The sequence below is a fragment of the Streptomyces macrolidinus genome (assembly GCF_023887685.1).
Classification (GTDB): Bacteria; Actinomycetota; Actinomycetes; order Streptomycetales; family Streptomycetaceae; genus Streptomyces; species Streptomyces macrolidinus.
In genome coordinates, this window is sequence record NZ_JAMWMR010000003.1 from 116905 (window position 1) to 142516 (window position 25612).

The 25612-nt window shown below is 71.7% G+C and carries 20 protein-coding genes; 7 read left to right on the forward strand and 13 right to left on the reverse strand.

From position 1 onward, the window contains the following. Positions 1 to 32 precede the first annotated feature (32 nt). The 5 genes from NGF19_RS04585 to NGF19_RS04605 form a co-directional block, all read right to left on the reverse strand. On the reverse strand, positions 33 to 3812 hold the full coding sequence (locus tag NGF19_RS04585) for a multifunctional oxoglutarate decarboxylase/oxoglutarate dehydrogenase thiamine pyrophosphate-binding subunit/dihydrolipoyllysine-residue succinyltransferase subunit (protein ID WP_252422341.1): 3780 nt from the start codon (positions 3810 to 3812) through the stop codon (positions 33 to 35). 286 nt (positions 3813 to 4098) lie between these two features. After that, positions 4099 to 5205: a sensor histidine kinase gene (locus tag NGF19_RS04590; RefSeq protein ID WP_252422342.1), complete on the reverse strand. Its 1107-nt coding sequence runs from the start codon at positions 5203 to 5205 to the stop codon at positions 4099 to 4101. Next, on the reverse strand, positions 5202 to 5939 hold the full coding sequence (locus NGF19_RS04595) for a response regulator transcription factor (RefSeq protein ID WP_252422343.1): 738 nt from the start codon (positions 5937 to 5939) through the stop codon (positions 5202 to 5204). The genes NGF19_RS04590 and NGF19_RS04595 overlap by 4 nt, the downstream gene beginning before the upstream one ends. Before the next feature lie 112 nt (positions 5940 to 6051). Continuing rightward, positions 6052 to 6738, reverse strand: a complete 687-nt coding sequence (locus NGF19_RS04600) for a spermidine synthase family protein (RefSeq protein ID WP_252422344.1) — start codon at positions 6736 to 6738, stop codon at positions 6052 to 6054. Between the two features lie 98 nt (positions 6739 to 6836). After that, positions 6837 to 7655 carry a lysozyme gene (locus NGF19_RS04605; RefSeq protein WP_252422346.1) on the reverse strand — a complete coding sequence of 273 codons (819 nt, stop codon included), beginning with the start codon at positions 7653 to 7655 and terminating at the stop codon, positions 6837 to 6839. 288 nt (positions 7656 to 7943) lie between these two features. On the opposite strand from NGF19_RS04605, the gene NGF19_RS04610 reads away from it, so the two are divergent. Then, entirely contained in the window at positions 7944 to 8486 is a 543-nt protein-coding gene (locus NGF19_RS04610; RefSeq protein WP_252422347.1) for a MarR family winged helix-turn-helix transcriptional regulator, read from the forward strand. Positions 8487 to 8508: 22 nt separating this feature from the next. Here the strand turns inward: NGF19_RS04610 and NGF19_RS04615 are convergent, their stop codons facing one another. Then, positions 8509 to 9297 (reverse strand): protein phosphatase 2C domain-containing protein, encoded by a 789-nt coding sequence (locus NGF19_RS04615; RefSeq protein ID WP_252422348.1) that lies wholly within the window; start codon positions 9295 to 9297, stop codon positions 8509 to 8511. Positions 9298 to 9666: 369 nt separating this feature from the next. Between NGF19_RS04615 and NGF19_RS04620 the strand changes: the two genes are divergently transcribed. The 5 genes from NGF19_RS04620 (at position 9667) to NGF19_RS04640 (ending at position 15541) form a co-directional block, all read left to right on the forward strand. Continuing rightward, positions 9667 to 12675 carry a sensor histidine kinase gene (locus tag NGF19_RS04620; RefSeq protein ID WP_252422349.1) on the forward strand — a complete coding sequence of 1003 codons (3009 nt, stop codon included), beginning with the start codon at positions 9667 to 9669 and terminating at the stop codon, positions 12673 to 12675. Beyond that, positions 12672 to 13172, forward strand: coding sequence for a roadblock/LC7 domain-containing protein (locus tag NGF19_RS04625; RefSeq protein WP_252422350.1), 501 nt, complete (start codon positions 12672 to 12674; stop codon positions 13170 to 13172). Before NGF19_RS04620 ends, NGF19_RS04625 begins: the two co-directional genes overlap by 4 nt. After that, on the forward strand, positions 13169 to 13573 hold the full coding sequence (locus NGF19_RS04630; RefSeq protein WP_252422351.1) for a DUF742 domain-containing protein: 405 nt from the start codon (positions 13169 to 13171) through the stop codon (positions 13571 to 13573). The genes NGF19_RS04625 and NGF19_RS04630 overlap by 4 nt, the downstream gene beginning before the upstream one ends. Next, positions 13554 to 14201 (forward strand): GTP-binding protein, encoded by a 648-nt coding sequence (locus tag NGF19_RS04635; protein ID WP_252422352.1) that lies wholly within the window; start codon positions 13554 to 13556, stop codon positions 14199 to 14201. Before NGF19_RS04630 ends, NGF19_RS04635 begins: the two co-directional genes overlap by 20 nt. A gap of 101 nt (positions 14202 to 14302) precedes the next feature. Next, the gene (locus NGF19_RS04640; RefSeq protein ID WP_252422353.1) at positions 14303 to 15541 is read left to right on the forward strand and encodes a styrene monooxygenase/indole monooxygenase family protein; all 1239 of its coding nucleotides are present in this window, start codon (positions 14303 to 14305) and stop codon (positions 15539 to 15541) included. A gap of 109 nt (positions 15542 to 15650) precedes the next feature. Here the strand turns inward: NGF19_RS04640 and NGF19_RS04645 are convergent, their stop codons facing one another. From NGF19_RS04645 to NGF19_RS04665, 5 genes are all read right to left on the reverse strand, one after another. After that, on the reverse strand, positions 15651 to 17753 hold the full coding sequence (locus NGF19_RS04645) for a hypothetical protein (RefSeq protein ID WP_289734348.1): 2103 nt from the start codon (positions 17751 to 17753) through the stop codon (positions 15651 to 15653). Positions 17754 to 17920: 167 nt separating this feature from the next. After that, positions 17921 to 19078 (reverse strand): NlpC/P60 family protein, encoded by a 1158-nt coding sequence (locus NGF19_RS04650; protein WP_252422355.1) that lies wholly within the window; start codon positions 19076 to 19078, stop codon positions 17921 to 17923. A 101-nt stretch (positions 19079 to 19179) separates the two neighbouring features. Then, positions 19180 to 19491: a DUF8847 domain-containing protein gene (locus NGF19_RS04655; protein ID WP_252422356.1), complete on the reverse strand. Its 312-nt coding sequence runs from the start codon at positions 19489 to 19491 to the stop codon at positions 19180 to 19182. Continuing rightward, on the reverse strand, positions 19488 to 20252 hold the full coding sequence (locus NGF19_RS04660; protein WP_252422357.1) for a TetR/AcrR family transcriptional regulator: 765 nt from the start codon (positions 20250 to 20252) through the stop codon (positions 19488 to 19490). The genes NGF19_RS04655 and NGF19_RS04660 overlap by 4 nt, the downstream gene beginning before the upstream one ends. A 220-nt stretch (positions 20253 to 20472) precedes the next feature. Next, a complete protein-coding gene (locus NGF19_RS04665; protein ID WP_252422358.1) occupies positions 20473 to 21402 on the reverse strand; it encodes an AurF N-oxygenase family protein in 930 nt (309 codons plus the stop codon). A 133-nt stretch (positions 21403 to 21535) separates the two neighbouring features. On the opposite strand from NGF19_RS04665, the gene NGF19_RS04670 reads away from it, so the two are divergent. Continuing rightward, complete coding sequence (locus NGF19_RS04670) at positions 21536 to 22642, forward strand: ferritin-like domain-containing protein (protein ID WP_252422359.1); 1107 nt, start codon at positions 21536 to 21538, stop codon at positions 22640 to 22642. Between the two features lie 20 nt (positions 22643 to 22662). Here the strand turns inward: NGF19_RS04670 and NGF19_RS04675 are convergent, their stop codons facing one another. Both NGF19_RS04675 and NGF19_RS04680 read right to left on the reverse strand, forming a co-directional pair. Further along, the gene (locus NGF19_RS04675; RefSeq protein ID WP_252422360.1) at positions 22663 to 24237 is read right to left on the reverse strand and encodes a peptidoglycan D,D-transpeptidase FtsI family protein; all 1575 of its coding nucleotides are present in this window, start codon (positions 24235 to 24237) and stop codon (positions 22663 to 22665) included. Then, positions 24234 to 25601, reverse strand: a complete 1368-nt coding sequence (locus NGF19_RS04680; protein ID WP_252422361.1) for an FtsW/RodA/SpoVE family cell cycle protein — start codon at positions 25599 to 25601, stop codon at positions 24234 to 24236. Before NGF19_RS04680 ends, NGF19_RS04675 begins: the two co-directional genes overlap by 4 nt. Positions 25602 to 25612: the final 11 nt, after the last annotated feature.

The window sequence follows — 25612 nt, forward strand, 5'->3', positions numbered from 1 at the left end:
ACCGGGCCCTGTCGTCAGCCGTGCTCAGTGGCTCAGGCCTCGAACACCTCGCGCACGAGCTGCTCCTGCTCCGCCTGGTGCCGCTTCGCGGAACCGACGGCCGGGGAGGAGCCGTGCGGACGGGAGATACGGCGCAGCCGCTCGCCCGCCGGGATGTCGGCGCCGACCGCCAGGTCCAGGTGGTCGATGAGGTTCAGGGCGATGAACGGCCATGCGCCCTGGTTCGCCGGCTCTTCCTGGGCCCACAGGTATTTCTCGGCGTTCGGGTACTTCGCGATCTCCGCCTGGAGCTCGGCACCCGGCAGCGGGTACAGGCGCTCGAGCCGGATGATCGCCGTGTCCGTCACACCGCGCTTGCGGCGCTCGGCGTCGAGGTCGTAGTAGACCTTGCCCGCCGTGAAGACGACCTTGCGGACGGCGGCCGGGTCCACCGAGGCGTCCCCGATGACCGGACGGAACTGGCCCGTGGTGAACTCCTCCGCCTTGGACGCGGCGGCCTTGAGGCGCAGCATCGACTTCGGCGTGAAGACCACCAGCGGCTTGTGGTGCGGGTTGTGCACCTGCCACCGCAGGAGGTGGAAGTAGTTCGACGGGAGCGTGGGCATGGCCACCGTCATGTTGTTCTGGGCGCAGAGCTGGAGGAACCGCTCCGGGCGGGCCGAGGAGTGGTCCGGGCCCTGGCCCTCGTAGCCGTGCGGGAGCAGGAGCGTGACGCCGGACGTCTGGCCCCACTTCTGCTCGGCCGAGGAGATGAACTCGTCCACGACGGTCTGCGCACCGTTGACGAAGTCACCGAACTGCGCCTCCCACATCACGAGCGCGTTCGAGCGGGCCAGCGAGTAGCCGTACTCGAAGCCCATCGCCGCGTACTCGGACAGCAGCGAGTTGTAGACGTTCAGCCGCGCCTGGTCCTCGGCCAGGTACTGCAGCGGCGTGTACTCCTCGCCGGACTCGCGGTCGATGATGACCGCGTGGCGCTGGCCGAAGGTGCCGCGCTGGGAGTCCTGGCCGGACAGCCGGACCGGGACGCCCTCGAGGAGCAGCGAGCCGATGGCGAGGGTCTCGCCCATGCCCCAGTCGATCGTGCCGTCCTCGACCATCACCGCACGGCGCTGGAGCTGCGGCAGCAGACGCGGGTGGACGGTGATGTGGTCGGGGATGTTGACCTGGGACTCGGCGATCCGCTTGACGACCTCGGCGGACACGGCCGTGTCGACCGCCACCGGGAAGCCGTCCAGCGGGCCGGGCGCGGCGGCCTCGGCGGGCTGCGAGGTGGCCTCGCGGACCTCCGTGAAGACCTTCTCGAGCTGGCCCTGGTAGTCCTGGAGGGCCTGCTCGGCCTCTTCCAGGGTGATGTCGCCCCGGCCGATCAGCGACTCGGTGTACAGCTTGCGTACCGAGCGCTTCTTGTCGATCAGGTCGTACATCAGCGGCTGCGTGAAGGCCGGGTTGTCCGACTCGTTGTGACCGCGGCGGCGGTAGCAGATGAGGTCGATCACCACGTCCTTGTTGAACGCCTGGCGGAACTCGAAGGCCAGGCGCGCGACGCGCACGACCGCCTCCGGGTCGTCGCCGTTCACGTGGAAGATCGGGGCCTCGATCATGCGGGCCACGTCCGTGGCGTACATCGAGGAGCGGGACGACTCCGGGGCCGCCGTGAAGCCGACCTGGTTGTTGATGACGATGTGGACCGTGCCGCCCGTGCGGTAACCGCGGAGCTGCGACATGTTCAGGGTCTCGGCCACCACGCCCTGGCCCGCGAAGGCCGCGTCGCCGTGGATCGCCACCGGCATGACCGTGAAGTCCGTGCCGCCCTTGTTGATGATGTCCTGCTTGGCGCGGGAGACACCCTCGAGGACCGGGTCCACCGCCTCCAGGTGCGAGGGGTTCGCGACCAGGGAGACCTTGATCTGCTCGCCGTCCAGGCCCGTGAAGGTGCCCTCGGCGCCCAGGTGGTACTTGACGTCGCCGGAGCCGTGCATCGACTTCGGGTCGAGGTTGCCCTCGAACTCACGGAAGATCTGCGCGTACGACTTGCCGACGATGTTGGCCAGCACGTTCAGCCGGCCGCGGTGGGCCATGCCGATGACGACCTCGTCCAGACGCGACTCGGCAGCGCTGTCGATCACCGCGTCCAGCAGCGGGATGACGGACTCGCCGCCCTCCAGGGAGAAGCGCTTCTGGCCGACGTACTTGGTCTGCAGGAACGTCTCGAAGGCCTCGGCGGCGTTCAGGCGGCGCAGGATGCGGAGCTGCTCCTCGCGCTCCGGCTTGGAGTGCGGGCGCTCCACCCGGTCCTGGATCCACTTGCGCTGCTTGGGGTCCTGGATGTGCATGTACTCGATGCCGGTGGTGCGGCAGTACGAGTCGCGCAGCACACCGAGGATGTCGCGCAGCTTCATCATCGACTTGCCGGCGAAGCCGCCGACGGCGAACTCGCGCTCCAGGTCCCACAGGGTGAGGCCGTGCTCGGTGATGTCCAGGTCGGGGTGCTTGCGCTGCTGGTACTCCAGCGGGTCGGTGTCGGCCATGACATGGCCGCGGACCCGGTAGGAGTGGATCAGCTCGAAGACCCGCGCGGCCTTGGTGACGTCGTCGTCGTGCGAGGCGTCGATGTCCTTGAGCCAGCGGACCGGCTCGTAGGGGATGCGCAGGGCCTTGAAGATCTCGTCGTAGAAGCCCTTCTCACCGAGGAGGAGGTTCGCGACGACGCGCAGGAACTCGCCGGAGGCGGCGCCCTGGATCACCCGGTGGTCGTAGGTCGACGTGAGCGTCATGACCTTCGAGATGCCGAGCTTGTTCAGGGTGTCCTGGGAGGTGCCCTGGAACTCCGCCGGGTAGTCCATGGAGCCGACGCCCATGATCACGGACTGGCCGGGCATCAGGCGCGGCACGGAGTGGACGGTGCCGAGGCCGCCGGGGTTGGTGAGGGAGACCGTCACGCCGGTGAAGTCGTCCATCGTCAGCTTGCCGTCGCGGGCACGGCGGACGATGTCCTCGTAGGCCTGCCAGAACTCGAAGAAGTTCAGGCTCTCGGCCTTCTTGATCGCCGCGACGACGAGCTGCCGGTCACCGTTCGGCTTCACCAGGTCGATGGCGAGGCCGAGGTTGATGTGCTCCGGCTTGACCAGGGTCGGCTTGCCGTCCTTCTGCGCGAACGACCAGTTCATCGACGGCATGGCCTTGATGGCCTGCACCATCGCGTAGCCGATCAGGTGCGTGAAGGAGATCTTCCCGCCCCGGGCGCGCTTGAGGTGGTTGTTGATGACGATGCGGTTGTCGAAGAGCAGCTTCACCGGGACCGCGCGCACGGACGTGGCCGTGGGCAGCTCCAGGGAGGCGTTCATGTTCTTCGCGACGGCGGCGGCGGGGCCGCGCAGCGTCAGCAGTTCGGGGCCAGCGGGGGCCTCGGCCACGGACTCGTCCTTCTTCGGCTTGGCGGGTGCCGCGGGCTGCGCGGCGACGGGCTTGACGGGCGCAGGCGCGGCGGGCTGCGGGGCAGCCGGCGCCGGGGCGGCCGGGGCCTGCGGCACTGCGGGGGTCGCAGGGGCGGCGGGGGCCGCCGCGGTGGACGCGGCCGGGGCCGTCGTGGTGGCAGTGCTCGCCGGAGCCGCGGAGGCGGCGGCAGCCGCTCCCGGCTTGTAGTCGGCGAAGAAGTCCCACCAGGCACGGTCTACCGAATTCGGGTCCTGGAGGTACTGCTGATAGATCTCGTCGACGAGCCACTCGTTCGGACCGAACGCGGCTGCCGGGTTCTTCCCGGTTTGGTCGTCGGTCGAGACGCTCGAGTTACTGGGGGACTGTGGCGACACGGCGGCAACCGCCCTCTTCCGCTTCTTCGCAAGGTGATGGACAGCGGGGATTAAGGCTACGCCTCCCTGACCGGGAAGGTCAGGCCGGACCGTGTCATCGTCGTGTATGTCACATCGGAGAGCGCGTTTCGGGGGTGTAAATGGCGGGAAACAAGCGAGGTTCCGGTCTGTGACGGGTACGGCGACGCCGACCCGACGCGCAGAGTGCGCGGGCCACTGCCTGATCAACCAGGGTGTCCGTCCCCGGGGCGGACAAGGATCTTGTTCTTCCCTTTCGAACTTTACGTCAACTTGGGACGGAAGGCTCTCCCGGAAGGGTGACCCGAATCCGGCATCCGCGTGCGGATTCGGCCACGCCGATCCGGCCACCGTGCAGGTCCACCGCCCAGCGGGCGATCGCGAGGCCGAGACCCGTACCGCCGTCGCTGCCCGGCCCGTGCGGCCGGCTCACCGCGCCGCGGTTGAAACGCTCGAAGACCCGGTGCCACTCCGACTGCGGGATGCCGGGGCCCTCGTCCACGACCTCCAGCACCAGCGACTCCTTGGCGGGGCCGCTCCGGGCCTTCACGGTCACCCGGCCGTGCGGGGGGCTGTGCTTGACCGCGTTGTCCACCAGATTGGCGACGACCTGGTGCAGACGTTCGGGGTCCGCGCGCGCCGTCAGCTCCGGCGGGGAGACGTCGAGGCGCAGATGGACGTCCGTACGTGTGTGACTGCCGGAGCCGGAGGCGAGGCCCGCGCGCGCGGAGGACACCATCTGGGCCTCCTTGAGCACGCCCGAGAGATACGGCCACACCTCGAAACGGCGCCTGGTCAGCGGGACCACGCCGTTGTCCAGCCGGGAGAGGTCCAGCAGCGTCTCCACCAAGCGCCCGAGGCGCTCCGTCTGCTTCAGCGCCGTGCGCATGGTCTCGGGGTCGGCCTGCGTGACCCCGTCCACGATGTTCTCCAGCACCGCGCGCAGAGCCGCGGTGGGCGTGCGCAGCTCGTGCGAGACGTTGGCCACCAGCTCCTTGCGCTGGCGGTCCTGGGCCTCCAGCTCGTCGGCCATGAGGTTGATCGTGTGGGCCAGATCGCCCAGCTCGTCCCGGCGGTGGTCACGGACCCGGCGCGAGTAGTCGCCGTGCGAGATGGAGCGCGCCACGGCGTTCATCTCGTCCAGCGGCGCGGTCAGCGAGTGCGCCACGAACTGCGTGATCAGCAGGGTCGCGATCATCGAGAACACCGTGATGAAGCGCAGCTCGGTCGCCGTGCGCACCGCGATCAGCAGCAGACCCGTGGTGATCAGCACCGAGATGACGACCAGCGCACCCAGCTTGGTCTTGATCGAGAACGGGCGGACACGGCCCCAGGAGTCCTCGGGGCTCTTGCGTCGGTCCGGCCCGCCGCTCATGGCGTCGGTGTCTCCAGCGCGTAGCCGACGCCGTGCACGGTACGGATGCGCTCCGCGCCGATCTTCCGCCGCAGGGCCTTGATATGGCTGTCCACGGTGCGGGTGCCGGAGGCGTCCGCCCAGTCCCACACCTCCGCGAGGAGCTGCTCGCGCGAGAGCACGGCGCGCGGGGTGTTGGCCAGGCACACCAGCAGATCGAACTCGGTGGGCGTCAGATGGACGTCCTCGCTGCGCACCCGGACCCGGCGCTGCGCGTGGTCGATCTCCAGCTCGCCGAGGCGCAGCATGCCGCTGCGCGGCGTCGCGGCGGCCAGCGCGGCCCGCTCCATCCGGCGCAGCAGCACATGCACCCGCGCCGCCAACTCCCGCATGGAGAACGGCTTGGTCATGTAGTCGTCGGCGCCGACGCCGAGCCCGACCAGCATGTCCGTCTCGTCGTCGCGCGCGGTGAGCATCAGCACCGGTACCGGGCGCTGCGCCTGCACCCGGCGGCAGACCTCCAGGCCGTCGAAGCCCGGCAGCATGATGTCGAGGATCAGCAGGTCGGGCTGCCAGGCCTCGGCCGTGTCCACGGCCGCCGGACCGTCCCCCGCCGTTTGCACGAGGAATCCCTCCGCGCGCAGGCGGGCGGCGATGGCGTCGACGATCGTCGGGTCGTCCTCGACCACGAGGACCCGCCGTTGGGCGCCCGGGGTCGCCGTCGTGCCGTTGTGCGAGGTGTGTGTCTGCTCCATCGCCCGCCCCTGAGTGTGCTTTCCGGAATCCGTGGGGTGATCCCATGACTGCGCCTGACGCATGAGTGATCCGCGTCAGGGAAGCAGCGTACGGGGAGTCACCGCGAGTCGGCTATCCAGGTCTGACCGCCAGGTGCACGACGTCGGGAACGCCCCGGGCAACGCGGACCTCTTCGGTACGCACCTGCTGGAACCCGGCATTCCGTAGGGTTCCTTCGAATTCCGGAGAGGGCTGCGCGGACCACACCGCGAGGACGCCACCAGGCCTCAACACCCTTGCACAGCTTGCCAGTCCGGTCCCCGAGTACAGGCTGTCGTTGTCCTGGGTGACCGTCCAGTCGGGCCCGTTGTCGATGTCGAGGCACAGGGCGTCGTACGTGTCCGAAGTCTCATGGAGATGGCGGACGAGATCGGCTTCGAGGATGTCCGTACGGGGGTCGGCGAGGGCCTCGGCGGAGAGCGCGGACAGCGGTCCGTCGAGGTGCCAGTCGATGATGGCGCGCTCGCGTTCGACCACGGTGATCCGGCCCCAGCGCGGGTCGGCGGCGGCGTGTGCGAGCGAGAACCCGACTCCGAGGCCGCCGATCAGCACGTGGGGCCGCGGGCGCCCGGCGAGGGCGTCGCAGGCGAGGTCGACGAGCAGCCGCTCCGAGCGTCCGTCGGACGTGTCCATCAGGAAGCAGCCGTTCGCGATGATCTGGAGCAGTTCGCCGTGGCGGCGCAGCACGACTTCGCCGTGCGGGCCCTCGCGGCGGTCCAGGATCCGGGGGGCGTCGTAGGTGTGGTCCGGATGAGGCATGGGTCCCATTGTGGTCAAGCGGGACGCGACGGGACCACCGCAGGGGGAAGGCCCGGGGCTCCGCGAGGGAGCCCCGGGCCTTCGCCGTCTGTCGTGGGTCAGCCGTTCGCCAGGGCCTGGACCCGGTCCAGCGCGCCGTTGAACTTGTCGTGGTCACCGACCGTCGGGCCGGACGACGTGTACTGCCACATCGTGTAGTACGACCACCCGGCCGGGAGCGTGCCCGGGTCGGAGGCGTAACGGGCGATCCACAGCGGGTTCTTGGCGGCGAAGCCGCTGTAGTTGCCGGTGCACTGGGTCCACCAGCTCGTGGCCGTGTAGATCACGGCGTCCCGACTGGTGCGCGCCTTGTAGGTGTTCAGGAAGTCGGTGATCCAACTGACCATCGCGCTCGCCGACTTGCCGTAGCAGGCGTCGCCGTACGGGTTCCACTCGATGTCGAGCACGCCGGGCAGGGTCTTGCCGTCCTTGGACCAGCCGCCCCCGTGGTCCACGAAGTAGTTGGCCTGGGTGGCGCCGCTGGTGGTGTCCGGGGTCGCGAAGTGGTACGAGCCGCGGATCATCCCGACGTTGTAGGAGCCGTTGTACTGCTGGGCGAAGTAGGGGTTCGTGTAGTACGTCCCCTCGCTGGCCTTGGTGTAGGCCCACTTGACCCCGCTGCCCCACAGGGTCGACCAGGCCACGTTGCCCTGGTAGCCCGCGACGTCGACGCCTTCGGTCTGGGTGGCGTCGGCGCCGCTGGGCCTGCCGTCCTGGCCGTCGTGCGCCAGGACGCCCATCCCCATGGTGGCGGAGCCGCGCGCGGGCGTGTCGGCGGCGTGGGCCGGCAGGGAGAACAGGAGGGAGAACGCTGCGAGCAGGGTTCCGGCCGCGAACAAGCGCGGGCGCCGGACCGGTCCGGGTCTGTGCACGGGCATGACGTGCCTCCGAGTCGCTCGGTGGGAGCTCGGTGGAGCTCGGTGGGGGGAATGCTCGGTGCGGCGGCACACCCGCGCCGGACGCGGGGAGGGTCGGGGTCCTCCGCGCTCCGTGATGGCGTGGGCATGCCAGTGTCTGACAAGGAAGCTGACACGTGGAGCGCGGGCTTGAGAAGAGGGGCCGGGGTCTGCCGTTGGTCTAATCCTGCGAAATACTGGCCTAGCTGCGGCAACGGCGATGCCCGGCGGAAACTTTCAGGATCGGGAAACCAGGGCAGGGGTGCTGACGTGCGCGAGGACGGAAACGGCGAGGAGCGTCCGGTGCCCTCCGGCGAGCCCGGCGACGGCAGTGGTCACGGCTGCGGTCGCGACAGCGGTCACGGTGTCGGCCACGGCGTCGCCGACCAGGAATTCCTGTCCCTGGAGCGCGAGTTGACGGTGTTCCTGCGCCGGGCGCGGGCCAGCCAGGGCGAGATGGCCCGCGAGGTCCACCCCGATCTGGAGTCGGCCGCCTACGGACTCCTGGTCCGCCTCGACGAGTGCGGCGGGCAGCGCGCGACCGACCTCGCGGCCTATGTCGGCGTCGGCAAGGCGACCATGTCCCGCCAACTGCGCGCCCTGGAGGAGCTGGGCCTCGTGGCCCGCGAACCCGACCCGGCGGACGGCCGGGCCTGGCTGGTCCACCTCACCGAGGAGGGCAGCGACCGCGTGGGAAGCGTGCGCGAGGCGCGCCGCGCGCGGTACGTGCGCCAGCTCTCCGACTGGGACCGGCACGAGGTGGCCGAACTGGCGCGCCTGATCCGCCAGTTGAACCTCGTCATGGAGAAGTAGGGCAGGCGGCGCGGTCCGCCGCTCAGGGCTCCACGTACACCACTGTCGCGTCGTCGTGCGTCTTGCTGCGGCCCAGATGGACCCGCGCCGTACGGTCGGCCGTCTCCAGCGCGCGGACGCGCGCCACCAGTGCCGCCGCGCCCTCCGCGCGGACGACGCGGAGCAGATCCCCCCAGTCGCCCGCGCGGAACTTCTCCGTCCAGCGGGCCGCGCCGTCCGTCAGCGCCGCGAGCGAGCGCACCGCGGCGCGCGGCACCTCGCCCGCCACCGCGCGGTCCGCCACGGCGGGGTCCGCGGCGGCCGTGAAGAAGCCGCCCTCCTTGTTGCGCACCGTGGCGTCGACGAGCGCGTCCGTCGCCAGGCTCGCGCGCGGCAGGCGGGCCAGCCGGTCGTCCACGAAGGCCGTGACCGTGCCGTCCGGAGCCTCGCAGAGCAGGGCCGAGTCGGCGAGGACCAGGTACTCCACCACGGTCGCGGACCAGCGGGCGAGGGCCACTGTCGCCTGAGGGGTTCGCGGGTGAGAAAGGTCACAGGTGAACGCGTGGGAGTCGGCGGTACGGAGGATGGCGTGGGAAAGGACCTCTCGAAGCGTCAGATCCCTGCGGGAACCGGACAGTTCGGTCAGCGCGCCGCCGAGGCGTGCACAGAACCAGGGGACGGAGTGCACACAGCCGCCGTTGTCCTCGGGGGGCGTCACCCCGTCCAGGACCACCAGCGCTCCGCCCTGTCCTGAGGCCGGAAGCGCGAGTGCGGCGAAGTCCTCGTCGGGGCGCGCCGGGTCGCCGGGCTCGGAGATGAGTTCCGTACGCATCCGGCCAGTCTGCACGACCTCTTCACCGGCCCACAACGGCCTGCATCGATCGCCGCCACAGCGCGACCGGGCAGGTCAGGTGACTGATTTGGGACGGAATGATCAATTCCAGGGAAGCGTGGCGGCGAATCCTGCCAAAGTGTGCCGCCGACGTCCAACCGGCCCGCCGCGCAAGGCCCTGGCATGGGCCACAGGGACTTGCCCGCCAACTCCCCGCCGAGGTTCACTCCTTCGGGTGGCGGGACAGGGGAAGCGGGATCGCCGCCCACCGGCACTGGGAGGGTCGGAAACCGTCGTACCGGGGAGGCGGCCCAGTTGACGGCCCCTCACCCCGGCCCATGGGTACACGAGTCAGGATGGCGAGCACCGGTGCAGAAGATGCGGCCTCGGCGCGCAGACAGGAAGACGGCTCCCGCACAGGGCGCCCCGTCGAAGTCCACGGGCAGCGGCCGGACCGCCCATGTCCGCAACCGTCTGATCGTCGCGGTGGCCGTGGTCGCCGCCGCGGTCGCCGGGGCCGGGGCGCCGACCGTCATCGCCGCCTCGGGGCAGCTCAACGACTCCCAGAACCTCGTGACGCTCGCCGAGCAGACCCGTGACGCGCTGGTGCTCGCCCACGCGCTGGCCGACGAACGCGACGGGGTCACCTCGTACGTGGCCGCCGGGCGCCCCAAGTCCAAGGCACCCGCCGAGCAGCAGAGCGCCCGGGTCGACCGGCAGATCGAGGACCTGCGCGCCCGTACGGACCTGCCCGCCGGGCTGCGCAAGGGACTTGAGGACGTGGCCACCGCCCGCAGAGCGGCGCTCACCGGGAAGAGCACCGCTCTGGAGGCTCATCGCGAGTACTCCTCCGCCATCGCCGAACTCCACGCCGTCGCCGTGGACCTGGCCGAGCAGATGCCGCCCCGCGCGGGCGCGGGCGCCCATGCCCTCGCCGAACTCGACAGCGCCGTCCAGCAGTCGGCCGCCGCCCGCGGACTGCTCCTCGCCGCCCTGAACGTCCCGCGCGTCACCCAGACCACCTACGACCCGGTCACCGGCCTGCCGACCACCACCAACAGCGCCTCGGAGGCCGACGCCAAGCGCCGCGACGCCCTCACCGCCGCCGCCCAGCAGGCCGCCGTCCGCTCCGACGCGGCGATCGCCGCCTTCCGCGAGACCGCGCCCACGGCCGCCCGGAACTCCTACGACTCCACGGTCACCGGCCCCGAGGTCACCTCCGCCGAGAAGTACCTCGCGGACCTCACCGACCAGCCCACGCTCTCCGACGCCGAACTCGGCTACAGCACCGAGAAGGTGGGGGCGGCCCTGTCCGCCCGCGTCGACCAGATGCGCGGCGCCGAGTCCTCGCTCTACGAGGCCCGCAGCAAGCAGCTCGCGCAGCTCCGCGACGACGACGTCACCGCGCTGGAGATCCGGGTCGCCGCCCTCGGCGTCCTCCTGCTCGTCGCCCTCGGCATCGCCACGGCGATGGCCCGCAGCCTCACCCGTCCGCTCGCCGTCCTGCGCCTCGGCTCGGCCCGCGTGGCCGCCTCCCCGGCCACCGAGGAACCGGTGAAGTTCACCGGCCGCAACGACGAGTTCGCCCAGGTCGTCCGCTCCGTCAACGCCCTGCACGCGCACGCCGTCGCGCTCCAGGAGCGGCTGTCCACCCTGGAGTCCGACCGCAAGCATCTCGTCGGCCAGCGTCAGACCATGGCCGACGAGCGCGAGAAGCTGCGCACCGAACTGGCCGACGCCTCCGCCAACCTGGGGCAGGTCCAGCACAGCATCCACGCCACCTTCGTCAACCTCGCCCTGCGCACCGTGGGCCTGGTCGACCGCCAACTGGCCCTCATCGAAGGCCTGGAGGAGCGCGAGCAGGACCCCGAGCGACTCTCCACGCTCTTCCGCCTCGACCACTTCGCCACGGTCATGCGCCGCCACAGCGAGAACCTCCTCGTCCTGGCCGGTGCCGAGCATGTGCAGCAGCACGCGGGGCCCGTACCGCTCGTCGACGTCGTGCGCGCCGCGGTCAGCGAGATCGAGCGGTACGAGCGCGTGCGCGTCGGCGCGCTGCCGCCGCACGCGCAGGTGGTGGGCTTCGCCGCCGACGACCTCTCGCATCTGCTGGCCGAACTCCTGGAGAACGCCACGTCGTTCTCGCCGCCGGAGTCCGCCGTCGAGATCTCCGGCTGGCTCCGGGAGAACGGCGAGCTGATGCTCTCCGTCCACGACGAGGGCATCGGCATGTCCGGGAAGCGGATGAGCCGGCTCAACGCCCGCCTCGCCGACTTCGATCCGAGCGCGCCGTACGACCAGGACGGCGGCGAGGGGCTCGGGCTCGGCCTGTACGTGGTCGCCCGCCTCGCCCACCGGCACGGCATCCGCGTCCAGTTGCGCAAGCAGAAGGAGGGCGGTGTCGCGGCGGTCGTCACCCTGACGAAGTCGCTGCTCGCCGCCGCCCCGAAGTCGGCCGCCCCGAGCGGGGGTTCGCCGTCCCTGCCCGGCGCCGACGCCGAGGTCAACTCGAACGTCCTCAAGGCCCGCACCCGGATCACCATCCAGGAACCGCGCGGCGACGAGGACCCGTTGATCGCGGCGGCGGAACAGGCGCTGCGGGAGCACGCGGCCACCGCGGACTCCGAGGACGGCCCGGACGCGCCGGAGACCGGCACCGAGGCGCCGGAGACCGGCACCGAGGCGCCGGAGACCGGCACCGAGGCCCCCGAGGAGGCTCCCGCGGAGCCCGAGGTGTCCCCCGAGACCACCATGGAGCTCTTCGCCCCGGTACTGGACGCGGACCCCGCGCCCGCCACCGAGGACAAGGACTCCGAGGGCAATGACTCCGAGGGCAATGACTCCGAGGACAAGGACTCCGAGGACAAGAACCCCGCCGCACACGCGGACACGGACACGGACCACGCCCCCCTGACCGAGGACGAGGCCCCCGCCGCCCGTATCCCCGCCCAGAGCACCACCGACCCCGACCCGTACGCGATCGGCCCCGACACGCACGAACGCACCCCCGACGAGAGCGCGTCGCGGCCCACCGCACCGGACCTTCGCCCCGAGGAGCCCCCGACCTCCCAGCAGCCCGAGACCCCCCGGCGCACCGCCAAGGGTCTCCCCAAGCGCACCCCCAGGATCTCCGCGCCCACGCAGACCCCCCGGCCCCGCGCCGGCGGCGTGGACGCCGAGGCACTGCGCCGCAGGCTCGGCGGGTTCCACCGGGGCGCCACGGAGGGCTACCGCCACGTCGAGGCGGAGAACGCCGAGAGGACGGGGGAGACGGAGGCAGTCCCGCCCCGGTCCACGACCCCACCGTCCACCGCCGCACCAGGGACCCCAGCAGACGCAGAAGCATCGGGGGGCACCGTCGAGGAGGCAAGCAGTTGACCGCGCCCAGTACCTATGGACTGAGCAGTGAGGCACGCAACCTGCACTGGCTGCTGACCAACCTCGTCGAGGAGGTGCCGGGACTGCTGTCGGTCGCGGTGGTCTCCTCCGACGGCCTGCTCCTGCTGTCGTCCGACCCTGGCCGCAACGCCGAGGCCCGCTCCGGTCAGCGCGGACCGCGCGGCCCCAAGGGGTCCTCGGCCGACCTCGCCACCATCGTCTCCGGCATCGGCAGCCTCACCGTCGGCGCCGCGAAGCTGATGGAGTTCGGCGGGGTCAAGCACACGATGGTCGCGATGGACGAGGGCAGCCTGTTCGTCATGTCCATCAGCGACGGCTCACTGCTGGGCGTGCACGGCTCCGCGGACTGCGACATGAGCGTGGTGGCGTACCACATGGCGCTCTTCGTCGGCCGCGCCGGACACGTCCTGACCCCCGAACTGCGCAGCGAGCTACGCCGGTCCCTGGAGACAGAGGCAGCGGGGAGCGCGCGATGAGCGGAACGCCGAAGAAGCTTCCGGTGCGCGGCAGTGACCGCAAACCGGCCCGAGTGCGCCCCTACTCCCTCACCGGCGGGCGCACCCGCTTCGGCCATGTCCTCCTCGTCGAGACCTTCGTGGCGGCCCTGGAGGCCCCGGAGGAACGCCGCGAACTGACGAACCGCCCGTCCGGCGCCCGGGTCATGCCCGAGGCGCAGGCCATTGTCGAACTCTGCCGCCGTATGCGCACGGTGGCGGAGATCGCCGGACTGCTGCGTATGCCGCTCGGGGTGGTCCGCGTCCTCCTGAGCGACCTCGCGGACCAAGGAAAGATCCGTGTGTACGGAACCGGGCACGGCCCCGGACAGCCGGACCGCGCTCTGCTGGAAAGGGTGCTGAGTGGACTCCGCCGTCTCTGACGTCTCCCGGGACGTCTCCCCGCTTGCCGTCGACCCGGAACAGCAGGAGGACCTGCGGGCCTGGGAGACGGACCGCACCCGCCCCCCGATCGCGACGAAGATCGTCGTGGCCGGCGGCTTCGGCGTCGGCAAGACCACCCTGGTGAGCGCCGTCTCGGAGATCAAGCCTCTCCAGACGGAGGCGATGATGACCGCGGCCAGCGAGGGCACCGACGACCTCACCGAGACGCCGGACAAGCTCACCACGACCGTGGCCATGGACTTCGGCCGCATCACGCTCGACAACGACCTGGTGCTCTATCTGTTCGGCACGCCGGGCCAGCAGCGGTTCTGGTTCATGTGGGACGACCTGGTCCGCGGCGCGATCGGCGCGATCGTGCTGGCCGACACCCGGCGGCTTGAGGACTGCTTCCCGGCGCTCGACTACTTCGAGAGCAGCGGGATGCCGTACGTGGTCGCGGTCAACCACTTCGACGGCACCGAGCGGTTCGAGCCCGAGGACGTGCGCGACGCGCTCACGATATCCGAGGACATACCTGTCATGATCATGGACGCGCGCCGCCGGATGTCGGCGGTCGAGACGCTGCTGGCCCTCGTCGGCCACGCACTCGACGTCACCCCCGAGTGAAGGGGGCGCGTACGGGGCAGGCGGGACTCTCGAAGCACGCCCGTGATGTCCGCGCGCAACCATGGGCCCGCACCTCGCCCTGTTAGGAGCACCACCCCCCCATGCGGAAGATACTCGTCGTCGGAGCCGGTCAGTCCGGACTCCAGCTCGCCCTCGGCCTCCAGTCGCACGGGTACGAGGTCACATTGATGTCCAACCGGACCGCGGACGAGGTCCGCACCGGCCGGGTCATGTCGACGCAGGTTATGTTCCACACCGCCCTCCAGCACGAGCGTGACCTCCGGCTGAACTTCTGGGAGTCGCAGGCCCCGAGGATCGAGGGGCTCGGCGTGTCCGTCACGGGACCGGAGTCGCGGCGCGCCGTCGACTGGGTGGGCATGTTCGAGGGCGGGTACGCGCAGTCCGTGGACCAGCGCGTGAAGATGGCCGGCTGGCTGGAGACGTTCACCCAGCGCGGCGGCCAGTTGGTCATCCACGGCGCGGCGGTCTCCGACCTCGACTACTTCTCCCGCGCCTACGATCTGGTGCTGGTGTCGGCGGGCAAGGGCGAGCTGGTGTCGATGTTCGCCCGTGACGCCGCGCGCTCCCCGTACCGCGAGCCGCAGCGCGCCCTCGCGGTCGCCTACGTCCACGGCCTCGGCCCCCGCCCGGAGCACCCGGACTTCGACGCCGTGCGCTGCAACCTCGTCCCGGGCGTCGGCGAGCTGTTCGTCATGCCGACGCTGACCCTCTCGGGGCGCGCGGACATCCTGTTCTGGGAGGGCGTGCCCGGCGGCCCGGTCGACGCCTTCCGGGGGATCAGGGACCCCGAGGAGCACCTGGCGCTGACGCTCGCGCTCATGGAGCGGTACACGCCGTGGGAGCACGCGCGCGCATCCGAGGTGGAGCTGACCGACGCGGGCGGCACGCTCTCGGGGCGGTACGCGCCCACCGTCCGTCAGCCGATCGGGCGGCTGCCCGGCGGGGGACTGGTGCTGGGCGTGGCCGACGTCGTCGTCACCAACGACCCGATCACCGGCCAGGGCTCCAACTCGGCGTCCAAGTGCGCCGCTTCGTACCTCGCCTCGATCCTCGAACACGGTGAGAAGGAGTTCGACGAGGCCTGGATGCGGCAGACCTTCGACCGCTACTGGGACACGGCCCGGCACGTCACCAAGTGGACGAACGCGATGCTCGACGTGCCGCCGGACCACGTGCTGAAGCTGATCGGCTCGGGCGGCGCCTACCAGCCGGTCGCCGACCGCTTCGCCAACGGCTTCGACGACCCGTCCGACTTCGAGAACTTCTTCTACGAGCCCGAGAAGACCGAGGCGTATCTGGCGGCGGTCGCCGCGCGGTGACCCGCCTCTGACCGGGCGGTCCACCGCCCGAGACGATCCGCCCCGGACGAGCCGAGCACGGCGCGTCCGGGGCGGATCGCGTTCCTGCCGCGGGGCAGGCCCCGCGGGCTCAGCTCTTGAGCTGCCGGTCGTCCAGCGCCGACCTGACGTCCGGCTGCGTCGGGATCGCCGAGAGCGTGCGGACGGCCATGGCCGCCCGGTGCGCGTCGGCCTTCGTGCACAGCGCGCGGGCCGCCTCGTTGAAGCGGACGACGGACGGCGGGTCGGAGGGGCCCAGCAGATGGCGCTTCAGCTCGGCGCGCGCCTCGACGTAGGTGTCCTTCGCGGGGTCGCGCACCGACTCCAGCAGGGCCGGGATGCCGGAGGCGTCCGGAGTGAGCACGGCGCCCGCGCGGACCGTGGGGAAGGCCTCGCGGAAGTCCTGCTCCAGCAGGCCGCTGGTGTTGGTGACGGCGTAGGGCTTCTCGCTCGCCAGGTAGTCCGAGATGACGCTGGAGACGTCGCTGAGCAGCAGGTCGGCGGCGTTGAAGCAGGCGTAGACGTTCGGCCGGGCCCCGGTGACGATCTGGTGCTCCCACGCGGGGAACGAGGCCCAGTACGCACTCTCCCAGGCGGCGGTCGCGGCGGCCACGGCCTCGGCACGGCCGGGCTCCGGGGTCGTCTGGAGCAGCATCCGCTCCGTGTCGTCCGCGTTCGCCCGGAACGAGGACGTGGTGAGCCGCTCGAGTTCGGCGGTCGTGCGGGCCAGCTCCGCCGCGGCGGCGGGCGCGGGCCGTCCGTCGGTGCGCTCCGCGGCACGGGCGGCGTTCGCGGCGCGGATCATCTCCTGGATCCGGAGGTTCGCGGCGCCCGCCTGGGGCACGACCGAGCCGGTCAGCGGGTGCGGCTTGTACAGCAGCCGGACCAACGGATCGGCCAGCAGGGTACGGACGATGTTCTCGCCCGCCTCGATGATCGAGGTGTTGCCCGGGTTGCCGTCCCAGCCCTCCCAGGTGGGGGCGTAGAGCACCGTGGTGTACGGGCCCGCGGGCGCGCCGGCGTACGGCGTGATGGCGTCGAGCTGCGGGCGCCCGATCTCCACGATGTCCTTGTCCTCGATGCCGACGTCCGCCAGGGCGTAGCGCTCACGCGCCGCGGGCCCGGCCACCCACACCTCGTCGTACGCCTTCGCGTACGGGTTGCAGCTCGACAGCTTGTCGCTCTCGCCGTGGTTGACGAACGCGTGCTTGATGGTGGGGATCCGCAGCACCTGCGAGGTCTTGCCCGAGTTCGAGGGGTGGATCAGCATCTTCAGCGTGGAGTGCTCGAGACGCATCAGATCGGCGACCTTGGGCAGGCACACGATCGGGATGTCGGTGGACGTGATGTGCTTCACCATGAAGCGCTCGCGCAGCACGATCAGCGGGCGGCCCTCCAGCTTCGCCAGCGGCTCCAGCCACATGTTCGCCTGGTAGGCGGAGGAGGTGCCGCCGGAGAAGTACATGCCGACCGTCGGCCGGTACTCCGTGAGCCACTCCTCGAACCACTCCAGCGCCTGCTCGCTCGTGACCGGCCGGCGGCCGGGCAGCAGCCGCAGCAGCAGCATGGCGACGGACACGACCGCGAGGGCGGCGGACAGGGCGATCCCCGCGACGGCCCACCAGGCCGAGCCGGTCACCGCGGTGGCCAGCAGACCGGCCGTCGAGGGCAGGCTGAAGACCAGGAGCCGCTGCCCGGTGCGATGCGTCAGCAGCGCGGGGAGCGCGGGGCTCAGCCGCAGCGCGGAGGCGTCGATGTTCCGGGTGAGCACGGGCAGGGTGCGGGTGCGGCGCACGAGGATGGCGACCGCCCGGCATGCGAAGTGCAGGCCGTAGAAGACCAACAGGCCGCAGACGAAGGCCAGATACCTCGTCTCGTGGCTCTTGTCCTCGAGGCGGACCAGACCGATCACCAGCAACAGGTCCCGGACGACCTGACGGACCGTCACGGTCGCGTGCAGTCTCCCGAATTTGGCGACCGTCTTCCGCTGCCAGCGGTGCAGGGCGATGTCCGCCGCCAGCCCGACGGCGGTGGCGGCCACCAGCAGCGGGACGCTGGGGAGGAAGGCGCCTACCGCCTGACCGGCGAACGACAGGACGATCACCGTGGGTAGCAGGAGACGTGCCGCGGCGGTACGCAACCGAGCGGGCAGGGGCGATGCTGACACTTCGCGGGCTCCAGGCAACTCAAACATCTCGGGTACGGCCGTGCTGACGGTCGCGGTCAGAAGCCGCGGGCCGAAGCCGGAGCGTACAGATGTTCTCTCATGATGCAGTGGTCGGACTTTACCTGGTTGCCGGTCGCTTGTTACCTGGCGGGTGGCCGCAGGTCACGCGCGCGGAGCGTATGTCGACGGGCCTGTCAGGCGCCGCCCGCGGGCGCGGCGGCGGAGTAGCCCGTGTCCGAGCCCTGCGAGGCCCCGTGAGGGAGCGGCGGCGGCGCGTAGGAGCGCAGGGGCCGGCCGCCGGGGTCCGGGCGTACGGCGCCGAGGACGGGGTTGGCCGCGATCGGGGAGACCTTGATACGGGTGCCGGGGCGGGGGGCCTGGACGACCATGCCGTCGCCCAGGTAGAGGGCGACATGGGTGGCCTCGGGGAAGTAGATGACGAGGTCGCCGGGGCGGAGCTGCCGCAGCGGGACGTGCGGCAGGCGGGCCCACTGCTCCTGGCTGGTGCGCGGGATGGCCCGGCCCGCGTGCACCCAGGCCTGCGAGGTCAGCCCCGAACAGTCGTACGACCTCGGGCCCGCGCCGCCCCACTGGTACGGCTTGCCGATCTGATCGACGGCATAGCGCACGGCCCGGTCGCCGCGCTCGGTGGGGGGACGGGTGTCGCTGAGGGCGCCGGACGCCAGGAACCTCTTCTGCGCCGCGGCGACGCCGTCGCGTTCCAGCTCGGCCAGCTCGGCGCGCCGCCCGGCACTGAGCGAGGCGAGCAGCGCCTCCACGTCCTTCAGCCGCCGCTGGACGTCGTCCCGCTGCCGCTTCTGCCGCCCGGTGAGAGCGATCTGCTCGGCGAGGGCCCGGCGCGCCGTACGGGCCAGCGTGTCCGCGCGCCGCTCGGCGCCGGTCAGCCGGGCCACGCTCTCGGCCCGCTCACGCGCGAGCTGCTCGATGACCTGGCTCTGGTCGAGCGCGTGCTCCGGATCGGGGGAGAGCAGCAGGCGGACGTACGGGGACAGCTCCGTGCTGCCCTGGTACTGCTGCCGGGCCAGCCGCCCGACCGCGCTGCGGCTGCCGGCCAGGGCGCGCCGGGCCCGTACGAGCTGCCGGTCGAGCCGGGCGACCTCGGCGCGCTGCCGCTTCAGCTTCTCGGCGGTGCCGTTGTAGGCCTCGGTGGCCTGCTCCGCCTGCCGGTACAGGGTCTGGAGGTCCCGCAGCAACTGGGGGACCGAGCGGGTGTCCACCGGCTTCGCCGAGGCGCTGCTCGGGGCCGTGGCGGCGACGGCGGGGGCGGGGACGAGGACGGCCGAGGCGGTCACCGCCGCCGTGCAGACCAGGCGGAGCAGCACGTCCGACATACATCACCTCCGTGCGGCGGGTGGTCCGTCCACCTCGCACCGGAATGATGAACGGACCGAGCCCCGACGCCTCGCCGAGTGGTCGGGTCGGCCCAAGGACCTCACTCGTCGGCGGAGTCCTGCGCGCCCCCCGGCGTGGCGCCTGGCGTCCGGCGCGGCTTGGACCACGGCCACCGCGGGCCGCCGCTGTCCCCCTCGGGGTCGTACTCGTACCGCCAGCCCAGATGGAGGCCGAGCCGCCTGCTCCGGCCCGCCTCGACGCGCCGGTAGACGAGGACGGTGGGCGGGCCGCCGGCCGCGTCGGGGACCGGGACGCGGTAGGTCTTCGGCGGGTGGCCGGTCGGGCCGACCAGGACCGGCAGCACCCGCCCGTCCAGGGGCCCGCCGACGAACGGGGTGTCTTCGCTCTTCACGGCAGCAGTGTCTCCCGCACCGGCTCGGCGGCGTCGGGGAGTGGCAGCCGGTCGTGCGCGCCGGGCACCGGCAGGACGCGCGCCAGCAGCGCGCCGAACGCCTCGCCGCTCTCCAGGCCCAGCGCGTCGCGGACCACCGCGGCGGTCTGCGGGTCGCGCCCGGCGGTGGCCACCAGACCGGCCGTGAACTGGTCCACGAGCCAGTCCCGCAGGTCGTCCACCGGCGGCTGCTTGTCCTCGTCGAGCCAGATCAGGGAGGCGGCCTCGACAGCGGTGATCCAGGTCCGCACGGTCATCCGCAGCCGCGGGCCCGGCTCCTCGACGCCGAGATGGCCGAGGATGTGCGCGGCGGCGGCCCGGCGCACCCCGTCCACGATGGCCGTGGTGCGGGACGTCTCGACCACGCTGCCGCCCCGCAGCAGCGCGCTGAAGCCGGCATCGTGCCGGGCGACGAAGGCGAGATAGCGGTCCAGGGCCCGGCTCAGCCGCCCGGCGAGCGGCCCGCGCGCGGGTTCGGCGAAGCACTGCCGCAGCTCGTCGGCGGCGGAGCGCAGCGCGGCCTCGTACAACTGCTGCTTGCCGCCCGGGAAGTAGCGGTACACCAGCGGTCGGGAGACCCCGGCCGTCTCGGCCACGTCGTCCAGCGAGACCTCCTCCGGGGCGCGGTGCGCGAAGAGGGACAGGGCGGTGTCGAGGAGCTGGCGGCGCCGCTCCTCGACACTGAGCCTGCGGTACGAGCGGGTGGGCGCCTCGGGGGTCATGCTCCGCAGCGTAATCGCGCCGCCGCGGACACGGGCACCCGGCGCCGGGGCCCCTAGGGCCTTTCGTTTGGATCATGCCGGGCTCGCGGGGTCTGGCACCGTGCCTCGCCGCGTTGTCGTCGGTTGGCAGGGCTCCGCCCTGCCGCCCTCCTCCGCCTTGCGATCCACGGCACCAGACCCCGCTCCCTGATCCGGCCTGATCCAAACGAAAGGCCCTAGCTCACGCCAGCAACCCCGACGACTGCCACAGCCGGCGGCCGGCACCCCTGAGCACCCCTATGTCGTCCAGGAAGTCCGTCAGCTTCTTCGCGCCCGACTGCATGACCTCCCGGCGGTGGCCGCTCGCCTTCACCTGCGCCATGGCCTCCCGCTTGTCCAGGCCCACGTGCGCGTAGACCTCGGGGCTCACGAAGGCGACCGAGAAGACCCGGGCGAACTCGCCGGAGGTGATGCGCGTGAACTCCCGCGACCAGCGCGGCGCGGTCAGCATCTGGCGGCGCAACTCCTCGCGGGCGTACCGGACATGGCGGGACTCCTCGATCACATGGATCCGGGTGACCCCGCGGATCAGCGGCTGCACGCGCTCGTCGGGGAACGTCAACCGCTGCATCCAGTCCAGCACCTCCTCGCCGAGGAGCGTGGCCGTGAAGGAACCGGGCGTGGTCGAGATCGTCTTGAAGAGGCGGCCCAGGTGCTGATGGGTCCGGCTCACCGGGTACCAGGGCGTCCCGCCGTGCGCGATCAGCCGCGCGAACATCTTCGAGTGGCGGCACTCGTCCTCGATCTCGGTCAGCGCGTACCGCACGTGCGCGCTCGTCGCCGCCTTGTCGTACACGTGCCGGACCAGCAGTTGCATCAGGATCAGCTCGAACCAGATGCCGAGCGAGGCGAGCGCCGCGGCCTCGTGCCGGGAGAGCAGGATGCGCTGTTCCTCGCTCATCCGCCGCCACAGCGGGGTGTCGTAGAGCGACACCAGCTCCGGCGGCCAGAACCACTTGCCGTCCTCGTACGGCGCCTCCCAGTCCAGCTCCTTGTCCGGGTCGAAGGAGTGCTTGGCGGAAGCGTCGAGCAGTCGCTCGGCCACCTGCTCCCGGTCCTTGAGCAGACCGAGCGCGTCGCGCAGCACATCGGCTTCCGTCACGGTCGTCATCGCTGTCCCCACCTTGTCGAACGGGACGCCGGTCACCGGCGGTCACCCGTTATGAGACTGCCTGTCAGTAAGCGCGTCAAGAGCCCCTGCGCGACTTGTTGACGGGGCGTCTACCTCGTGTGAGCGTGGCTGTATGCCGAGCTACGAGCTGTATGCCGATGACCCGGGAAGCCCCGGCTGGCAGGTGCCCGCGACCGGTGCGGCACGGTTGAGCTGGGAGTACGACGACGGACGCGACCGACTGCTCGCCCTCTACCAGAAGGGCAAGGACAAGCAGTGGGACGGACAGAAGCGGATCGACTGGGACCTGGAGGTCGATCCGTACGACCCCCTCGGCACCCCGGACGAGTCGCTGGCCCTCCACGACACCCCGTACTGGGCGAAGATGACCGACCGCGACAAGGGCGAGCTGCGCCGCCACTTCGCCTCCTGGCAGTTCAGCCAGTTCCTGCACGGCGAGCAGGGCGCGATGGTGTGCGCGGCGCGGATCGTGGAGTCCGTCCCCGACCTGGACGCGAAGTTCTACTCCGCGACCCAGACCATGGACGAGGCGCGGCACGCGGAGATCTACGCCCGCTTCCTGCACGACAAGGTCGGGATGCTCTACCCGATCGACGACAACCTGAGCGCGCTCCTCGGCGACACCCTCCGCGACAGCCGCTGGGACATGCCCTACCTCGGGATGCAGGTGCTCATCGAGGGCCTGGCGCTGGCGGCGTTCGGCATGATCCGCGACACCACGGACAAGCCGCTGCCGAAGCAGATCCTGGCGTACGTCATGCAGGACGAGGCCCGGCACGTGGCGTTCGGCCGCATGGCCCTGCGCGACCACTACCGGCAGCTCACGGACGCGGAACTGCGCGAACGCGAGGAGTTCGTGATCGAGGGCTGCTATCTGATGCGGGACCGGCTGCGCGGGGAGGCGGTGCTGGAGAACTTCGGCATCCCCCGGGCGGAGGCCGAGGAGCTGTGCGAACGCTCGCCCTTCCTCCGGCTGTTCCGGCAGTTGCTGTTCAGCCGCATCGTCCCGTGCGTGAAGGACATCGGCCTGTGGGGCGAGCGCCTGCAGCGGGCGTACGTCGACATGGGCGTCTTCGAGTTGGGCGACTCGAACCTGGACCTGCTGATGGCCCAGGACGAGGAGCTGGCCGAGACGCTGGACGCGGAGCGCTTCGCCGCGGAGGAGAGGGCGCGCGTCGCGGAGGTGACCGAGGCGATCGAGGCCGGGGGAGCGGGCTGAGGGCCGCAGGAGGCGCCGGCTCAGCGGGCGAACGCGCCGCCCCAGCAGGCGGGTTCGGAGCAGTGGCGCGGGTGCTGGGGTGAATTGAGCGGATGGGGCCGGGAGTTCAGGACCGCCTCCATCACTGCCCGCGCGATCGGCGCCGCGTTCCCGCCCCCGCTGATCTCGCCGCGCTCGCCCGCCGCGTCCTCCACCACCACCGCGACCGCCACCGCGGGCTGCGGCGCGTCGTCCGCCTGTGCCCAGGAGACGAACCAGGCGTACGGCTTCCCGGAGTTGCCGACCCCGTGCTGGGCCGTGCCCGTCTTGCCGCCCACCGTGGCGCCGTCGATCGCCGCGTTGCGGCCCGTGCCCTCCTCCACCACGTTCCGCATCAGCTCCCGCAGCCGGGCCGCGGTCCCCGCGCTCATCGCCCGGTGCAGGGCGCGGGGTTCGGCCGTCGAGACCGTCCGGCCGCTCCGGGTCGTCGTCCGCTCCACGAGGTACGGCGCCATGATCGTGCCGTCGCCCGCCACCGCCGACGCGACCATCGCCATCTGCAGCGGTGTCGCCCGCGTGTCGAACTGCCCGATGGAGGACAGCGCGAGCTGGGACGCGTCCGGCTTCCGGGCGAAGGTGCTCGGCGCCACCGCGAACGGGATGCGCAGCGCCGGGTCGTCGAAGCCGAAGGCCGTCGCCGCGACCCTCATGTTCCGCAGCCCGATGTCCACGCCGAGCTTCGCGAACACCGTGTTGCACGACCAGGTGAAGGCATAGCGCAAGGACGCGTCCGCGCAGCCGGAGGCCTCGTTCGTCAGCCGGGTCCGCGTGCCCGGCAGCAGATAGGGGTCCGCGGACGACGTCGCGTCGTCGGGATCCGTCACCACCCCCGAGTCCAGCGCCGCCGCGGCCGTCACCACCTTGAACGTCGAACCGGGCGGATACGTCTCCCGGATCGCCCGGTTGAGCATCGGCCGCGCGGCGTCCGCGTTCAGCCGGGCCCAGGCCCGGGTCACGGACGCGCTCGTGCCGGACAGCTCCCCGGGGTCGTACGACGGCGCGGACACCAGCGCCAGGATCCGCCCCGTGGCAGGCTCGATCGCGGCGACTGCGCCCGTGCGCCCCGCCAGGCCCTGGTAGGCCGCCCGCTGCGCCGCCCCGTCGAGGGTGGTGACGACAGCGCCGCCGGGACTGCGCCCCCGTACGGCGTCGTTCCACGCGGGCATGGGCGCGAGCTGCGGGGCGGTGCCCGCGAGCACGCCGTCCTGCGCCGCCTCCAGCAGCGTCGTCCCGTACACCTGCGAGGCGAAGCCGGTGACGGGCGCGTACAACGGGCCGTCGCGGTACGTGCGTTCGTAGCGCAGCAGCCCACCGGTGTCCCGGGAGCCGGTCACCGCCCGGCCGTCGACGAGGATGTCACCGCGCGGCTGGCCGTACCGGGCGATCATCGGGCGGCGGTTGGCGGGATTGTCCCCGTAGCGCGAGGACTCGACGATCTGCACCCGCGCCGCGTTCACCAGCAGGGCGATCAGCAGCAGGGCGTACAGGGCCGCCGCCCGGCGGATGGCGCGGGTCCCCTTGCGCCGGGCGAAGCCGAGGTCGCGGGGCAGGCTCATGGGGCCGCGCTCCCGTCGTACTGGCTGCGCGCGACGTCGCTGATCCGGATCAGCAGCGCCACGATGATCCAGTTGGTGACGAGCGAGGAGCCGCCCTGCGCGAGGAACGGCATCGCGAGGCCCGTCATCGGGATCAGGCCCGTCACCCCGCCCGCGATCACGAACACCTGCAGCGCGACGATCGACGCCAGCCCGATGGCCAGCAGCCGCCCGAACGGGTCGCGCAGCGCGAGGCCCGCCCGGTAGCCGCGCTCCACCAGCAGGGCGTACACCAGGAAGAGCGCGGACAGCCCCGCCAGGCCCAGCTCCTCGCCCGCCGTCGCCAGGATGAAGTCCGACTTGGCGGCGAACCCGATGAGGATCGAGTGCCCGAGGCCGAGCCCGGTGCCGAGGGCGCCCCCGGCGGCGAACGCGAAGAGGGACTGGGCGATCTGGCCCGCCCCCTGGCCCGCGTCGATCGAGGCGAAGGGGTGCAGCCACTCATGGACCCGGCTGTGCACATGCGGTTCCAGCCGGGCGACGGCGAGCGCGCCGAGGGACGCGAGCAGCAGCCCGACCGCGATCCAGCCGGTGCGGCCCGTGGCGATGTACAGCAACACGATGAACAGGCCGAAGAACAGCAGCGAGGTGCCGAGGTCCCGCTCCAGCACCAGCACGGCGACGCTCAGCAGCCAGATCGCGACGACCGGGCCGAGGACGCGCCCCGCGGGCAGTTGCAGCGGCCCGATCCGGCGGCCCGAGAACGCCAGCGCATGGCGGTTGGCGGCCAGATACCCGGCGTAGAAGACGGCGAGGAGCACCTTCGCGAACTCGCCCGGCTGGATGGAGAAGTCACCGATCCTCAGCCAGAGCCGGGCCCCGTTCAGCGGCGGGAAGAAGATCGGCAGGACGAGCAGGACCAGGGCCGCGACCCCGCAGACGTAGGTGTAGCGCTGGAGCAGCCGAGGGGCGCGCAGCAGCACCACGACGGCGACGAAGAGCGCCACCCCGACCGTGGACCAGTAGAGCTGGGCCGGGGCCTCCCTCTCGCCGGGGGTCTCCAGGTCCAGGCGGTAGATCAGCACCAGGCCCACGCCGTTGAGCAGCACGGCGATCGGCAGCAGCAGCGGGTCCGCGTACGGGGCGCGCAGCCGCACCGCGCCGTGCGCCAGCAGCGCGAGCAGGCCGAGCCCGGCGCCGTAGTGGACGGCACCGGGCGGCAGGGTGCCGTGCTGGGCGAGGCCGACCGCGCAGTAGCCGTACACGGAGATCAGCACGGCGAGCAGGATGAGCGTGAACTCGATGCCACGGCGCCGGGGCAGCCGCGGGGCGGGAGCGGGGGTCTCCGCCGCCGTGCTCGTCCCTGGCGTTCCGGGCTGGATCATGTGCGGAACGT